Here is a 16,603-nt window from a genome sequence, read left to right as displayed (position 1 = left end):
AAACTCATAAGATAGATGCGCTGTTAATGCAGGTTCAATTTTCAAAAATGCATGGTTTGGGTAACGACTTCATGGTTATTGATAACGTTACGCAAAATGTGTTTTTCTCCAAAGAGAAAATTCAACAACTGGCTGACCGAAACTTCGGTATCGGCTTTGACCAGCTGTTGATGGTAGAACCGCCTTACGATCCGGAACAAGATTTTCACTATCGCATATTTAATGCGGATGGCTCTGAAGTAGAGCAATGTGGTAACGGTGCCCGCTGCTTTGCTCGCTTTGTAAAGCAAAAGGGGCTTATCAACAAAAATAAAATAGTAGTAAGTACCAAAGCCGGCAAAATGGTACTGTATCTTGAAAAAGACGGGCAAGTGACCGTTAATATGGGCAAGCCTGAGTTCGAGCCCAGCCAGATTCCATTAAAAGCGAATAAACAAGAAAACACGTACATTTTGCGCGTCGGCGAAAGTACGTTATTTATTGGTTCGGCTTCAATGGGCAATCCACACTGCGTGATGGAAGTGGATGATGTAGATACGGCAGATGTAGCCCAGATAGGCCCACTCGTTGAAAAGCACGAGCGCTTTCCCGAAGGGGTCAATGTTGGCTTTATGCAAATACTTAATGACTCCCATATTAAATTACGCGTGTTTGAACGAGGCTCGGGTGAAACCCTTGCCTGCGGTAGCGGCGCATGTGCAGCCGTTGCAATTGGCCAAATACAAGGTAAATTGAGTAAAGATGTGCGGGTAGATTTGCCCGGAGGCAGTTTGCGGATCCGCTGGCCAGGACCTGATAGTGTATTAAAAATGACAGGCCCTGCTGAGCATGTATATGACGGACAAATAAATTTATGAGCGAAGTATCAGGGAAATCTAGCGCCACTCAAGTGATAGAACCATTTGCTAAACCATCTGGTTTATCACCAGAGGATGTACGCGCGTACCTTTTAGAGCATCCCGAGTTCTTTGCCAAATACCCCGACCTTTTAGAAAAAATAAAGCTTCCCCATGAACACAGAGGAAGTGTTTCACTGGTTGAAATTCAAAGTGAACAATTGCGTAAGAAAGTAAGGCAACTCAATTATAAGCTTACTCAACTGGTCACTATTGCTAAGCAAAATGAAAAAATCTATCGGGTTTACACCGATTTAAACGTGCAGCTTCTACGTTGTGAAAGTGTTGCCGAAGTGCAGTTTACATTAGAAGACGTGCTTCAGGAGCGCCTTCAACTCTCTTCTGCTGTCATTAAAAGTTTCAAAGGCCCTCATGCCATTCCCGAGTTACAGCAACGTTTGTTTACTGAGAAGCGGTTTAAAAATACCAACTTCTTTTTCGGCCGTTTGTCTCAACACGAACGCCAATTATTATTTGGAGAAAGCAGTGCTGAGTCCGTCGCATTAATGTTACTGGGTGATAATCGCGATTTGGGTATTCTAGGTATCAGCAGCAGTGATGCCAGTCATTTCACACCGGACATGGACACACTGCTATTACAACAGCTTCAGCAAGTGCTCAATATCATCTTGCCCGAGATGATGGGGTACTAGTTTTTGTGTCTACGGACGCTATGGTAAGTGAGCAATGCCAACAGTGGCTTGACAGGTTTCTCCTCCACCTTCAGGTAGAGCGTGGGTTATCCGCCCATACGATCTCAAACTACCAGCGACAGTTAGCAGAAGTCGCAAAGCTACTTGGTTTATATGAATGGTCGGGACTAACCCCTTCTGACGTAAAACGCGTCATGGCCGATGCCAAGATGTCAGGACTGAGTGCCAGAAGTATAGCCTTACGCCTTTCTGCCATGCGGACGTTTTGCCAGTATTTAATCGATCACCAACAACTTTTCAGTAACCCTGTTGAAGGCATCCAGGCTCCCAAGCAAGGTAAGCCCTTACCAAAGCAACTTAGTGTCGATGAGATGCAGCAGTTGCTCAATACTTCAGTAAGTAGCACAGAAGATGACGAAGGCATGCGTCTTCGCGATGTGGCTATGTTTGAGCTCCTTTATGGCTGTGGCTTACGCTTGAGCGAACTTACTGGGTTAAATCTGGCAGATTGCTTAAAAGACGGCACTGTTAAGGTGATGGGGAAAGGCAGTAAACAGCGTATATTACCGTTGGGCCGCCAAGCTCAAAAAGCGCTGATAGAGTGGTTAAAGGTGCGTCCTGCTTATGCCTCTCCCTACGAAAGCGCCGTGTTTGTCAGCAAGCGAAAGACCCGCATTTCGAATCGTCAAGTGGCTAATCGCCTGAACAAGATGGCACAAGAGCAGTCACTAACACAAAAGGTAAGTCCGCATAAACTGCGCCATTCTTTTGCTACGCACGTATTAGAATCAAGCGGTGATTTGCGCGCAGTACAAGAATTATTGGGCCATGCAAATTTATCTACCACGCAGGTGTATACCCACCTCGATTTTCAACACCTCGCTAAGGTATATGACGCGGCGCATCCTCGCGCACATAAAAAATAAAGGCGCTTTACATGCAGTTTTTTAGACCGATGAACCAGGTCAAAGCCATGACCTTTGATCTGGACGACACCCTTTATGATAACGAACCTATCATTCGCCATGCAGAAAGCACGCTTCAAGCGCACATCGCCAAACATCACTCAAAAGCTGCTCAACTCTCTTCAAAGGACTGGACAGCCCTTAAACGCGCAGCGTTAACAAAGGACAATCGGCTAGCGTGGGACATGGGTCAACTGCGACGGGTTGTGCTAAGTGCTGCACTTGCTGGCACGCCTACTGACAAACTGGCTACCAACTTGCCTGATGACAAAGCCCTTAACGACGACGTTGAAGCCTGTTTTAATTGTTTTTACGATGCCAGAAGTGACTTTGAGTTATCGCCACAAGTGCACAGCACACTTAAGGAAGTAAGTAATCACATACCATTGATTGGTATTACTAACGGGAATGTAAATACGCAAAAAATTGGTATCGACGATTATTTCCAAACCATTTTTCACGCCAGTGTGACTCGCCCAATGAAACCTGCCAAGGCTATGTTTGACGAAGCGGTATTACATTTAAATGTACCGCCTTGCCATATATTGCATGTGGGCGACAATCTGATTAAAGACATCTATGGCGCGGTTAATGCCGGCTATCAAGCGGCCTGGTATGCCTGCAATCGACCGATGATATTAGGCAACGAGCCCGTGAGAGTATTGCCACATGTTGTGCTGCATTCACTCGATGAACTCACCGCTTTTTTGTAATTGGTCATTTATGTAAGAAGCAGAACTGACGAGGTAGTCATGCTCTATTTATGGCTGCCGCACTACAAGAGAAACAGATGACAGCACCACCTATCTGATAGTATGTAATTATACCTGCGAGTTATCTTCTAATACGTTTTGCCGCATGGACTCACACGGGCTCTGGCAAATCGGTCTGCCTACCACCTTGGCAGGTACGCCTACCACAGTAACATGGGGGGGAACGTTATTAAGTACCACACTACCCGCGCCTACTTTGGACCCTTCTCCAATTTCGATATTACCGAGAATCTTCGCACCTGCACCAATTAACACACCTTGGCGAATTTTAGGATGGCGATCTCCTGACTCGTTCCCAGTACCACCTAAGGTCACGCTTTGCAAAATAGACACGTTGTCTTCAATAACTGCTGTTTCACCCACCACAATTCCTGTTGCGTGATCAAACATAACACCACTGCCAATGCGCGCTGCCGGATGAATATCCACGCCAAAGCTTGCAGAATTACGGCTTTGCAGGAAAAGTGCTAACTGATGACGCCCATGTACCCACAAATAATGCGCCATGCGGTGAACTTGAACTGCGTGAAAACCTTTAAAATGAAGAAGCGGCGTGAGGTAATCGTTAACCGCTGCATCGCGGGATTTAATCGCGAGAATGTCAGCGATGGCGGATTCACTTATACTCGGCTCAAGTAAATAGGCTTCGTCAAATACTTCGCGGATAGCAAGCGCTGGCATGACATCATCGGCCATTTTGTTGGATAAAATAAAGCTCAAAGACGACTCGAAATTGTGATGAGCTAATACGCTTGCATGTACATAGCTCGAGAGTAGTGGCTCACCGTCAGCGACACGTTGCGCTTCCTGTTTTAGCGTAGACCAGAAGTCGATGGGCGTAGACAATGCGGACATGAGCGTCATCCATAAATAAAGTAAGTGAAGTGCAATTGGTTAGTATCTGCCAACAAAGGTGCAATGACCTTAGCGCACGCTCTCGTTAGTTTACCTGAGTTTACTGGCTTTCTATACCTGTGTGGTACCCCCCAGACTGATAATTCGATCAACTTATCGTATTGTTTCGTTATTACTTATTCCTATTGTTCAGCACATCTAACAGGTAGGTATGCCACCATCGGTTAAAACTAGACTGTATAAATTAACAGTCAGCTGGCATAATAGCGCCCGATTTACTGTGGCAAAATTCGATTAATAGGTGTCTCACTATGGATGTATCCCGACTGCTGGACGAGCTAAACGATAAACAACGTGAAGCAGTAGCGGCTCCCTTACAAAACGCGCTAGTGCTAGCTGGAGCCGGTAGTGGTAAAACCCGAGTATTGGTTCACCGTATTGCTTGGCTTATGGACGTAGAGAATATTGCCCCCTTTTCTATATTAGCCGTCACGTTCACCAACAAAGCCGCCAAAGAAATGCGCGGCCGTATAGAATCGTTAATGGGTCGCAGCCTTCACAATATGTGGATCGGCACCTTCCATGGCTTGGCGCACCGCTTGCTTCGCGCTCACCATGCTGAAGCCAATTTGCCAGAAAATTTTCAGATAATCGATTCTGATGACCAGTACCGTCTGATTCGTCGTATTCTCAAAGCCATGAACTTAGATGAGAAGCATTGGGCTCCCCGCCAAATTCAGTGGTATATCAACGGCAATAAAGACGAAGGTTTGCGTCCACAGCATATTGAAACCCATGGCGATCATATTCAAAAAACCATGCGAGAAGTGTACGCCGCGTATCAGGACGCATGTGACCGTTCTGGATTAGTTGATTTTGCCGAACTGCTGTTGCGTGCCCACGAACTCTGGACTAAGAACCCCGAGGTATTGGCCCACTATCAGCGCCGCTTTCGCGCCGTACTGGTGGACGAATTCCAGGATACCAATAACATTCAGTACGCCTGGCTGCGTATGTTGTGTAGCGGTGGCAACAATAACATCATGATTGTGGGCGATGACGACCAGTCGATTTACGGCTGGCGTGGCGCGAATGTAGATAACATTCAACACTTTTTGAAAGACTTTAACGAGCCCACCACTATTCGTTTGGAACAAAATTATCGCTCCACTGGCAATATACTAAAAGCCGCCAATACCGTAATAGACAACAACACCGGACGTTTGGGTAAAGAGCTGTGGACCGAAGATGCACAAGGCGAGCTTATCTCAGTGTATGCGGGCTTCAATGAACTTGATGAAGCGCGCTTTATTGTCTCAAAAATTAAAGACTGGCTTAATCAGGGCAATGCGCTTACCGACACAGCCATATTGTATCGCAATAATGCCCAGTCACGGGTATTAGAAGAAGCGCTTCTTCACGAAGGATTACCCTATCGCATATATGGAGGACTGCGCTTCTTCGAACGTCAGGAGATAAAAGACGCGTTGGGGTATATGCGCATGATAAGCCACCCACATGACGACGCTGCCTTTGAACGGGTAGTCAACACACCAAGTCGAGGAATTGGTGAGAAAACCCTGTCTCAGGTACGTGACACCGCCCGTATGCACAACTGCTCGATGTGGCAAGCCTGTCAGTTGCTTATTAACGAAGGGGGCTTCAAGGGGCGCGCGCTCAACGCTATGCAAAGCTTTGTATTGTTAATCAGCGAGCTAGAACAAGTGACCTTAGATGAACCGCTTGATCAACAAGCCGATAAAGCTATCCGCCAGTCAGGTCTCTACGCGATGTATCAGGCGGAACGAGGCGAAAAAGCGCAGGCCAGGTTAGAAAACTTAGAAGAGTTAGTCACGGCATGTAAAACCTTTATTGTGCCAGATGAAGCTGAGGAAATGACGCCACTGGCAGCGTTTTTAGCCCATGCGTCTTTAGAAGCTGGCGAGACACAAGCCGATACGGATCAAGACGCCGTACAGATGATGACCATCCATACCGCTAAGGGACTTGAGTTTCCATTGGTATTTATGGCGGGTGTTGAAGAAGGCATGTTTCCCAGCCAAATGACCAATGAAGAGCCAGGTCGAATGGAAGAAGAACGTCGCCTCTGCTATGTTGGTATGACAAGGGCTATGCAAAAGTTGTATATAACTTATGCAGAAAGTCGTAGATTATATGGTCAAGATAAGTATCATACTGCATCGCGATTTATCCGCGAAATGCCCTCTGACTGCGTTGAGGAAGTCCGTCTAAAATCGACAATCTCCCGACCAGTTCACAATCGCTTTAGCCAGTCTATTTCTCATACGAGTTTTGAGGAAACAGGCTTTCAATTAGGTGAGCGAGTAGTACACCGCAAGTTTGGTGAAGGTATAGTGCTAAATTATGAAGGCAGCGGAGAGCATGGTCGAGTTCAAGTGAACTTCGATGAATTTGGAAGCAAATGGCTAGTCCTCGCTTACGCTAAACTGGAAAAGGCGTAACTATTGTTTTGGCAGGGTAGCCCAAACCTAAGTTGAAAAGAATGCAGCAAAATGTGCTGATCATCGAAAATGGTGAAGGCAACCTCGAATTAATAGCGAAACTGGTCAGGCGCGCGGGTCTCACGCCCGTGGGCGCGACGTCGCTAACCGAAGGAAAAGTGCGCTTTTCGCAAAATATTCCAGAGTCTTTTCTCTGTGCCATCGTCGCCTACTCGTTGCCCGATGCTCCACAAGGTCAGGCCATCGATTTTACTGCCAACGCGTTTATTCCCACTATTGCCACTACTGAAACCTTAGACAGTGGTATCCGCGATAAAGTACTTGAACGCGATGTGGTGGACTATGTCCCCAAAGAAAATTCGCAAAACTACGATTATCTTAGTCGCCTTATCACTCGGTTAGAAAAAAACAAATCTACTGGGGTTATAGTAGTGAGTACCAATCGCATATTGCGCACTCGTACTATCGCGTTGCTTCAGCGTCACAACTTTATGGCCTTTGAGTGCTTAACGGCCACTGACGCCATGCATACCTTGTCTGAACACAATCATATCCGGCTCGTTATCACCGACAATACCCTCCCCGATATGACAGGCACACAGTTTGTCGCAAGTTTGCGTAAAGCGTTTTCCAAAGAGCAGCTCGCGATAATGGGTGTGGCAGGTGGTCAGGGTATGCTTATGTCAGCGCATTTTATCAAAAGTGGCGCCAACGACTTTTTACGACTGCCTTATTGCCACGAAGAGTTTTTGTGTCGGGTGATGCAAAACGTTGAATATATTGAAAGTGTGGAAGAAATTCGTCGGGTAGCCAATACCGATTACCTTACTGGATTGCCTAATAGACGCCATTTCTTTTACATGGTCACGGTGCAACATCAATTTTTGTCAGAGCACCATGCGTTGGCACTTATTGATTTAGACTTTTTTAAATCAATCAACGATACCCACGGTCACGATGCCGGCGATATTGTATTGAAGGCCATGGCCGCGCTCATTGAGTTTTATTTTCCCGATGAGATCATCTCGCGCTTTGGCGGAGAAGAATTCTGCATCTACCTGCCCAACACGCCCATTGAGGAAGCGTGCCAGCGTTTAGAAGATTTTAGAAAAGTCGTAGAGTCAGAAGTTATCCAGTTGCCGAGTACTGATATTAAGGTAACCTGTAGTATCGGAGTCAGTGGCGCCGTCACCCAGCGGGTGGATAATCTGCTCAGTTTGGCTGACAAACAGTTGTACGCTGCCAAAAACAATGGACGTAATCAAGTAATGTGTGAGCAGCCAGATTCATCGCCACTAGAGCAAGTATCACTGTTGTAATACTGCGCTATAGCGTCACGCTAAAACAAGTTTAGCTGCCGTAAGGTGACATGTGTACGCTTAGGTGGCAGCCAGTTTTTGTAGTTTGCGTTGTTGACGGTAATGCACCAATGAATCCACACTAAACAACAGTAACGCCACCCACACAAAGCCAAAGGTGACCAAACGCGCTTCCTCGAGGGGTTCACCGTACAAGTACACTGCCAAAACAAACATCAGCGTGGGCCCAATGTACTGGAAAAAGCCCAATGTAGAGTACATGATGCGCCGGGCTGCCGCGGTAAAGCACAACAATGGCGCAGTGGTGACGACCCCTGCCGCTAATATGAATACATTCAGTGAAGCGTCGTTATTGAATAAATTACTGTACTGGGAACCGAAAAATATCCAGTAGGCGATAGCCAATGGCGAAAGGAGCAGGGTTTCGATAAACAAACCAGGCAGAGAGTCCACCGCAACCTGCTTGCGAAGCAAGCCATACACACTAAAGCTGCCAGCTAAAACCAACGCAATCCAAGGGATTTGCCCATAGGAAAACACCAAAATGGCCACCCCAATCACAGCGAGCCCAACCGCCACACGCTGAAAAGGACGCAAGCGCTCTTGAAGAAACAATCTGCCGAGAAATACGTTGATAAGAGGGTTAATATAATACCCCAGGCTCGCATCGAGTATATGGTCATTGTTAATAGCCCATATAAACAGCAACCAATTAGCGCCAAGTAGCAGCCCTGCCACCAGCAATATCTGCATCACACGCTTGTTTTTAAACGCCGCCTTTACCTTGTGCCATTGTTTGAGGCCTGCAATCAAGCCAACCAGTAATACCACTGACCAAATTACCCTGTGCATGAGAATTTCTGGTGCCGGTAATACCATCAACTGTTTAAAATAGACCGGCGCTACTCCCCACATGCTGTAGGCTGCGATCGCACATAGTACACCGACTTGGGCGGCATTAGTTGGCTTAGACAAGAGAGGCTCCGGCAAATACTCAATAGGCTGAGAGGCGCGTATTGTTTATCAGAGGTTGTAATTTAACAACCCCTTTTACTTTCCGATGAGGCAAAGTGTATAAGAATAGCTATAACAGGAACAGCGTACCTAATCCTAAGAATGCAACAAACCCCACGATATCCGTAACGGTTGTGAGGATCACTGAACCAGACAGAGCGGGGTCAATTTTAAGTTTATCTAAAATCACCGGTACAAATACCCCAGCCACGGCAGCAGCGACAATGTTAAACAGTATGGCCAAACAAATGACCACACCCAGCATTACATCGGTAAACCAGAAATAAGCCACAATACCGATAACAAGTGCCCAAATGACGCCATTGACTCCGCCAACTTTAAGCTCTTTAACCATTAACGCTTTCAAGTTTGCAGGGGTGACCTGGCCCAGCGCTAAGCCCCTGACAATAAGGGTTAAGGTTTGACTGCCCGCAATTCCACCCATGCTGGCCACAACTGGCATCAACACCGCGAGCGCAACCACTTGTTGCAACGTCCCTTCAAATAAACCAATAAACCATGACGCGAGGAACGCCGTTAAGAGATTGATACCCAGCCACAACGCGCGGTTTCTGGCACTTTTCGCCACGGGAGAAAACAAATCCTCGTCTTCATCCATACCCGCTGATGCCATTACCTGACGCTCGTAGAACTCGTTGACCAATTCACTGGCTGACGTGATATCCAATCGCCCTAATAACTTATTGTTTTCATCGACCACAGGTAATGAGGCGAGACCGGAGCGCTGCACTAACAAAGAGGCATGCATTGTGTCATCCACACCTTGAATAGTCGTCACATTTTCTTCAGACAAATCAAATAATGAGACGTGATCCTGTGCGGTAAATAGGTGACTTATTTTAACCAGCGCTGAAAATTGCCCCGAGCGATTCACTAAAAAAATACTGTCGCAGTGTTGCGGCACATCGCGTCTTAGCAGACGCAACCCTTCTCTCACTTTCGCATTGGAAGGCAACACCAATTGCTCGTGATTAACCCAGTGACCAATTTGATTGTCTGAAAACTGTGTCGCTTCGCGAAAGTACTTGCGCTCTTTTGAATCGAGAGACTCATAGGCCATATCCACAAGACGCTTAGGCAAAGAGTCGAGCAGCTCAAGTAAGTCTTCGGCGTCAATGTCCGCAAAAATAGAAGCCCATTCGTTGTGTGGCGTATTATCAATAAGAATTTCACGAGGGTCGCTTCGCATTTCGACCAGCACATCTAATTTGCGGTCACGGGGAATACCTTCCCATACCACCAGACGCTTTTCCACAGGAAGTGATTCAAGTAAAGACGCAATGTAAACATCATCTTGGCCACTTAACGTTGCCAATAACGTCGCAGGGTCATCACCCATACTTTCCGTTACAATCTCTTCAATTAAATCTGGTAATGGCTCAGCCATGCTACACCTCCTGTTAAAATACTCATCACGCGCCTGTGTAGGTCATTGCAGTACATCCTATTCGACTGATATTTCTGCATTAAAACGCAATAATTTACAGCGCTCTCGCTAACGGCGCTAACCTAACATGTAAGTCCCTGTGCCAAAAGCGATATGATCGCCTTTTTCATTATGCAGCTCCATTCTACACACCACTAATCGATTCCCTTTTCGAATAATAGAAGCGGTGGCAATAAACGCTTCCCCTCTGCCTGGCCGCAGATAGTCAACACGCATGTCTACTGTACCCATAGTGAGTAATCTGGCTTGAAGGTCTGCGAGGTCGTGGGTACGGGTTTGTTTAATGGTCTCTACAATGGCAACTAAACCGCCTATGGTGTCTAGCATAGTGGCAGTCACACCGCCGTGTAGAATTTTCTGCATTGGGTTGCCAGTCAATGAGGCCTGCCAAGGTAGATGAAGCGCTATTTGGGTGTCATCACCCTCACCTTGTGTGACAAACGTTAAACCTAGCAATTGGTTAAACGGCATCGTATCACGAAAGAGTGATATAACGTGTTCTATCATTTGCTTGTGAGTCAAATTGGGCTGAGAAGTGGAGGGGGTTTCTAACGCCATATAGCATCCTTTTTTTCGCACTCATTTGGAGGTGAATGAATTTTTGCACCCTTCCACCGCGTTTATGACTTCCATCATAGGCAATTAACGTAACTTGTCACCTTGCCTTATTGCGTTTTAGAAATAATTTACTGAATTTTGGTCTAGTTTTAGTCTCTTTTTGGTAATTGCCCCGTGAAGCGAGGTAGAAAAACGCGTAAAATCCTCAGCCATGACGACAGTATTAGCTAACAACCTTTCCCTCTCACAGTCTACCGCCGCAGTCTCACCTGAGCGCGTTCTAAAAGACGTGTTTGGTTACGAGACATTTCGCGATGGACAGGGAGAAGTCATTCACCACCTATGTGAAGGCGGCGACGCGCTCGTGCTGTTACCCACTGGCGGAGGTAAATCACTGTGTTATCAAATTCCCGCTCTAGTACGGAAAGGTACGGCCATAGTGGTTTCGCCATTAATCTCGCTAATGCAGGATCAAGTCGAGCAACTGAAAGCGCTGGGCGTAAAAGCGGCCTATCTCAATTCCACCCTTGAAGCCGACGAACAAGCTCGCATTAACGACGCGCTTCAGACTGGCTTACTCGATTTACTTTACGTGTCGCCTGAGCGACTGATGCAATACCACTTTCAACAAAGCTTAAATAACGCCCAAATTGCGCTGTTTGCCATTGATGAGGCTCATTGTGTATCTCATTGGGGCCACGATTTTAGACAAGACTACCGCGCCCTTGGTCAAATTAAATCGCGCTTTCCCCATATTCCGGTGGTAGGGCTTACTGCTACAGCAGATTCAGCCACTCAGGCAGACATCCTTGAACAACTTGGCCTTGATGTCCCTTTGGTATACAAGGGGAGCTTCGACCGTCCCAATATTCGTTACCGGGTAATGAATAAATACAAAGCTTTTGACCAGGTGGTAGCTTACGTAAAACAACAGGAAGGCAATGGCATTATTTACTGCAACAGTCGCGCTAAAGTCGATGACTTACACGCTAAATTGTTTCGAATGGGATTTCGTTGCGCTGCCTATCACGCGGGAATGGAGAGCGACGAGAGAGAATTAGTCCAACGCCAATTTCTCAACGACAAAATTGATATTGTCGTGGCAACCGTCGCATTCGGGATGGGCATTAACAAATCCAATGTGCGCTATGTTGTACATCATGATGTCCCGCGAAGCGTAGAAAGTTACTATCAGGAAACGGGGCGAGCAGGGCGTGACGGTTTGGAGTCAGAAGCCCTGTTATTGTTCGACGAAAAAGACGCAGCCCGCGTCAAGCAGTGGATAGAACAAGGCGAAACTGCGCAGAGAAACCACATAGAATTGCAAAAATTTGCAGCCATGGAGGCCTTTGCAGAAGCTCAGACCTGCCGCAGACAAGTATTGTTAAATTACTTTTCTCAGTTTAGTGATAGTGCGTGCGGCAATTGTGACATTTGTCTGGATCCACCGAAAATGATAGACGGATTAGTCATTGCTCAAAAAGTACTGTCTTGTATTTTGCGCTTATCCCAACAGGCTTCCAGTCAATATGTTATTGATGTACTTCGCGGAAAGCAGTTAAGGAAGTTGCAAGAAGCGGGTCATCACCAACTGTCTACCTATGGGTTAGGAAAAGATAAATCAGATAGCTACTGGCACAATATTATCAATCAGCTTATTCACAAAGGCCTTATTCGAGTAGACATTACCGCCCACGCCGCACTGCGTCTCACCGAGGCGGCGCGCCCCATCTTGAAAGGAGAGGTGCCCGTACAGTTGGCCGTACCGCGGCTGGAATTTAAACCTGACAAGAAAAAGGCCAAACATGCGCCGGCCAATTACGACCGCACGCTATTTACCCGTCTTAAGCACTTACGCAAAGTGCTTGCCGAAGAAAACGAAGTACCGCCTTATGTGGTATTCAGCGATGCCACGTTAGTCGATATGGCATGTAAACTTCCTGAGTCACGCCAAACTATGTTAGATGTCAGTGGTGTAGGCCAGACAAAGTTAGAGCGATACGGCGACGCTTTTATTCAGCTTATTGGCGATTATATCAGTCGAGAGCACTAAGGCGTTTACTTCCCGTTAAGCATAGGCGTATACACCCCCTTTCGATAATGCTGCCTGATAAGCGGGACCGCTATGTATACACTCAGAGCGAAAGTTATTTAAGTGATGTAATGTAAGCATACCTCTTCCTTTTCCTTCAAATGAAAGGTTTATCGTTGTTATTATTGACTTTATACCTACACTTTACTCTAAGGGATTACTTTCGCTTAATGACGTCATTCACTACCAAAGGTGCCTATGCAAAAGCTCACTAAAAATGCCATTCTGGACGCGCTTTCTAGGCTTGATAACAGCGTTATCGTGCAGCTTCCTTTGCCCACTACGCCCCTTAAAACACAGCAATGGGTAGCACAATTTTCACGGTATTTTAACCTTGTACCATCTAAGGACGATTGGGGGGCAGATCGCTATCAAGTTGTTTTAACCCCCGCTTCAAACAACGCGCTTGAGGCTTGTCTATTAAATATTGAATGGATGTGTGAAGCCATATGGCTTGAACCTGTCAGCAAACAGCTATCTGCGCAGGAGATTCTCGAGTACCTAGGTAAGTTTCGCGATTAAAGTGCGCCTTTTTAGTTCAAAATGCGTACACCCATGATCAAGGGTGACTAACAATACCGAAGTAAAATACAGCACTATAATGTCGTTAGTGTTTGGTTTACTCTACTGTTATTCTTATTGAAGACACTGATTTAAGTACAATAGGTTTGTATGTCGATGCTCGCTAAAAAGCTTATCAATGTATTGATATTCTCACTCCTCGCTGGGTGGTGGGCATGCTTTGACGCAGTAGCAAGTCACACCCTTTACGTGGACGAGTCATTTGAAAAAACCATCGTCAATGACTACACCTACCCCATTTATGCGCCACTGTCGGCAACCTATTTCGATATTTTGCGCGGCGCATTTAACGGCAAAGGAAAACCTCAGTCCTTGACAGACGGACGCCTATGGCTTTCTAGTCAACTAAGTAGTAAAGGTTACAGCGCGATACCCATGGTATTGAATATCGACAGGTTGAATGTCGATGATTTACAGATTTATTTATTAGACAGTAGCGAGCGTATAATTAAGTCTTATCGGTATCAGGCAGGTAAAGGAGACTATTCACTACGACAACCACTGCCAAGCATTCGCCTCACCTTTAACCTTCAACCCTATCAAGATGTTCGTCTTTTAATCGGTATAAAAGACAATGGCCTGCAGCATTTTCCCATCACGCTTTGGCAACGGGATCTACTTAGGCAGCACGATGTCTATATGCTTACGCTATTAGGTGCCGTAACAGGCATGCTCGCGCTGATCACGTTTTACTTTTTATTCTCATACTTGCATCAGCGCATGCCTACCAGATTCTGGTTAATTATGTCCTCGCTGGCGTTGATTGCATTGCTGTTCCTTACCCAAGGCGGGTTGTCGTTATGGCCGACCCTGACTAACTCGATAGAACTTGCTTTTGCTATCTGCTTTGGCATTTTGATTGTGTGTATTGACAAAGTAACGCATCACCTTTTTACGCCCATCCCTTTTCTATTGCGAACACTCAATTATCTTATACCTGCTGCGGCGGTCGTTTACTGCTTCACAGTCGATGCCTACACCGCCACCTTAACATTATTAGTACTGGTTAGTTTTTCAGGACTTTATAACGTTATGTTGGCTCTCTTTTTTAAAGAGAAGGACAGTTTAACCGTTAGTCGTACTTATCTGATTGCTTGGCTTTCCTTTTTCGCATTTTACGCCATCGTAAGCCTAAACCTATTCAGTAATCTGGCATACACCGTAGAAACCGCGTTAGGTATGCTGTTCTTTCTAACCGCAGGCTTTTTGTGTTTTGGTTTTGCTGTCATTTCAAAGGAACGTTCGCTGCATCAACGCAAGTTGTCAAAACAGGCAGAAACTATTAATAACCTCAACCATTTCTATGATTTATTTAGGAATTCAGCGGAAGGCCACTATACCTCTTCCTGGGATGGCACACTGATATCCGTGAACCCTGCGATGACCAAGGTTTTCGGGTATGACGACGAAGGGGATATGCTGCGCGAGGTCACGAGCACCAAAGGATTTTACGCCAATCCAGAAGATAGACATATTTTATTGGGGGAGATATCACAGCAGGGCCACGTAACAGGCAAGGAAATTCGCGGTAAACGCAAGGATGGCAGTGAATTTTGGTTTTCCCTTTCATGTCAGATTAGAGAGAACAACGAAGGGAGTTTTCTGTACGGCTCAATCATTGATATTACCGAGAAAAAGCAGTCTGACTTGAGTTTACAATACCTCGCCACTCATGATGCACTGACCGGCGTCTATAATCGTCGTCAATTTGAAAATGAATTGCGTACTAAATTACAAGAGTTTGAAGCTCTGCCAGTATGTTTATTGTTTCTCGATTTGGATCGTTTTAAGGTGGTCAATGATACTTGTGGACACAAAGCAGGAGACGTTTTAATCAAAGATGTGGCGCGGTTAATAGACAATAACCTAAGCGATGATGCCCTGCTCGCACGATTGGGAGGCGACGAATTTGGGATTGTGTATACCGACACCACCGAAGAAGACGTGTTTCTTAACGCCATCAAAATACTAAATGCTGTACAAGCGTATCGGTTTATGTGGGACAACCGTATATTCAATTTAGGCGTAAGTATTGGGATGGTGGTGTGCGATGACGCAACCATAAGTTCAGGAGAATACTTAAGCATTGCGGATGCGGCCTGCTACTTTGCTAAAGAACAAGGGAGAAACCAAGTTCACCGATACAACAAGCACGATGAAAGTATGCAACGCTATCAGCGAGAACTCGACTGGGTATCTTCGATTAATCAAGCCTTAGAAGAAGGCCGGTTTGAATTGTATTATCAGTCGCTTAGACCACTAAACAAGTCCAGTGACGGCTATTATTACGAAATTTTACTGCGCTTACGGGAAAAGGATGGTGTGATAGTTGAGCCCGCCAACTTCCTCCCCACTGCAGAGCGTTTTGAAATGAATGTAAGTGTTGATAAATGGGTGGTAACCAACACCTTTAAGTGGTTATCAGAACACCCTGAACATTTAGATAACCTCAAAAAGTGCAGTATTAATTTAAATTGCCATTCATTAACGGACAGGGATTTTTCACTTTTCGTGTTAAATGCCTTTGAAACATACAAAGTTCCGTATAACAAAATATGCTTTGAAGTTATTGAATCGGTGGCCATTATTAAAATGGAAGAAACCTTGGCATTTATGCAGACGTTTAATCGCCTGGGTTGCTCATTTGCATTAGATGATTTTGGCAGTGGTTTTTCTTCTTATAGTTATCTTAAAAGCTTACCTGTCAGTCAGGTAAAAATAGACGGCATGTTTATTAAAGACATGCTCAACGACAGTGTCGACACCGCCATGGTAGCCTCTATCAACGATGTTGCTAAAGCCATGGGGATGCAAACAGTCGGCGAGTTTGTTGAAAATGAAGCCATCATGGCGCAACTCGGCAAGATGGGGATAGATTTTGCGCAAGGTTACGGTGTCGCCAAACCCGCTCCACTTAGGGATTTCCAACCACTTTAAGCACTAAA

At 45.8% G+C, this 16,603-nt stretch carries 13 protein-coding genes; 9 read left to right on the top strand and 4 right to left on the bottom strand.

The annotated features are described in order from the left end of the window. The first annotated feature begins 26 nt into the window (after positions 1-26). Genes dapF through ACMCM8_RS17575 form a run of 4 tightly spaced genes read left to right on the top strand, consistent with a single transcriptional unit; the run spans position 27 to position 3,227 of the window. Positions 27-857, top strand: coding sequence for a diaminopimelate epimerase (gene dapF / locus ACMCM8_RS17590; RefSeq protein ID WP_412724015.1), 831 nt, complete (start codon positions 27-29; stop codon positions 855-857). Further along, on the top strand, positions 854-1,549 hold the full coding sequence (locus ACMCM8_RS17585) for a DUF484 family protein (RefSeq protein WP_412724013.1): 696 nt from the start codon (positions 854-856) through the stop codon (positions 1,547-1,549). Before dapF ends, ACMCM8_RS17585 begins: the two co-directional genes overlap by 4 nt. Before the next feature lie 5 nt (positions 1,550-1,554). Further along, on the top strand, positions 1,555-2,475 hold the full coding sequence (xerC, locus tag ACMCM8_RS17580) for a tyrosine recombinase XerC (protein ID WP_412724011.1): 921 nt from the start codon (positions 1,555-1,557) through the stop codon (positions 2,473-2,475). A gap of 11 nt (positions 2,476-2,486) precedes the next feature. Further along, on the top strand, positions 2,487-3,227 hold the full coding sequence (locus ACMCM8_RS17575; RefSeq protein WP_412724009.1) for an HAD-IA family hydrolase: 741 nt from the start codon (positions 2,487-2,489) through the stop codon (positions 3,225-3,227). A 108-nt stretch (positions 3,228-3,335) separates the two neighbouring features. On the opposite strand, the gene cysE is transcribed toward ACMCM8_RS17575, so the two are convergent. Continuing rightward, positions 3,336-4,142, bottom strand: coding sequence for a serine O-acetyltransferase (gene cysE, locus ACMCM8_RS17570; protein WP_412724007.1), 807 nt, complete (start codon positions 4,140-4,142; stop codon positions 3,336-3,338). 311 nt (positions 4,143-4,453) lie between these two features. Here cysE and uvrD point away from each other — a divergent pair, with 311 nt between their 5' ends. Further along, complete coding sequence (uvrD, locus tag ACMCM8_RS17565) at positions 4,454-6,625, top strand: DNA helicase II (RefSeq protein WP_412724005.1); 2,172 nt, start codon at positions 4,454-4,456, stop codon at positions 6,623-6,625. Between the two features lie 41 nt (positions 6,626-6,666). Continuing rightward, positions 6,667-7,944: a GGDEF domain-containing response regulator gene (locus ACMCM8_RS17560; RefSeq protein WP_412724003.1), complete on the top strand. Its 1,278-nt coding sequence runs from the start codon at positions 6,667-6,669 to the stop codon at positions 7,942-7,944. A 60-nt stretch (positions 7,945-8,004) separates the two neighbouring features. On the opposite strand, the gene rarD is transcribed toward ACMCM8_RS17560, so the two are convergent. The 3 genes from rarD to ACMCM8_RS17545 all read right to left on the bottom strand — a co-directional run bounded on the left by rarD (position 8,005) and on the right by ACMCM8_RS17545 (position 10,984). Then, complete coding sequence (gene rarD / locus ACMCM8_RS17555; protein WP_412724001.1) at positions 8,005-8,919, bottom strand: EamA family transporter RarD; 915 nt, start codon at positions 8,917-8,919, stop codon at positions 8,005-8,007. Positions 8,920-9,028: 109 nt separating this feature from the next. Beyond that, a complete protein-coding gene (locus tag ACMCM8_RS17550; protein WP_412723999.1) occupies positions 9,029-10,366 on the bottom strand; it encodes a magnesium transporter in 1,338 nt (445 codons plus the stop codon). 117 nt (positions 10,367-10,483) lie between these two features. Further along, positions 10,484-10,984, bottom strand: a complete 501-nt coding sequence (locus ACMCM8_RS17545) for a thioesterase family protein (protein ID WP_412723997.1) — start codon at positions 10,982-10,984, stop codon at positions 10,484-10,486. Between the two features lie 211 nt (positions 10,985-11,195). On the opposite strand from ACMCM8_RS17545, the gene recQ reads away from it, so the two are divergent. From recQ to ACMCM8_RS17530, 3 genes are all read left to right on the top strand, one after another. Next, complete coding sequence (recQ, locus tag ACMCM8_RS17540; protein WP_412723995.1) at positions 11,196-13,037, top strand: DNA helicase RecQ; 1,842 nt, start codon at positions 11,196-11,198, stop codon at positions 13,035-13,037. A 237-nt stretch (positions 13,038-13,274) separates the two neighbouring features. Beyond that, positions 13,275-13,598, top strand: coding sequence for a hypothetical protein (locus ACMCM8_RS17535; protein ID WP_412723993.1), 324 nt, complete (start codon positions 13,275-13,277; stop codon positions 13,596-13,598). 150 nt (positions 13,599-13,748) lie between these two features. Next, positions 13,749-16,595 (top strand): EAL domain-containing protein, encoded by a 2,847-nt coding sequence (locus ACMCM8_RS17530; protein WP_412723991.1) that lies wholly within the window; start codon positions 13,749-13,751, stop codon positions 16,593-16,595. Positions 16,596-16,603: the final 8 nt, after the last annotated feature.

Source organism: Alteromonas sp. D210916BOD_24 (assembly GCF_047159385.1).
Lineage (GTDB): Bacteria > Pseudomonadota > Gammaproteobacteria > Enterobacterales > Alteromonadaceae > Alteromonas.
Note: the sequence above shows the minus strand (reverse complement) of the source record. Positions and strands in the feature narration are given on the sequence as shown.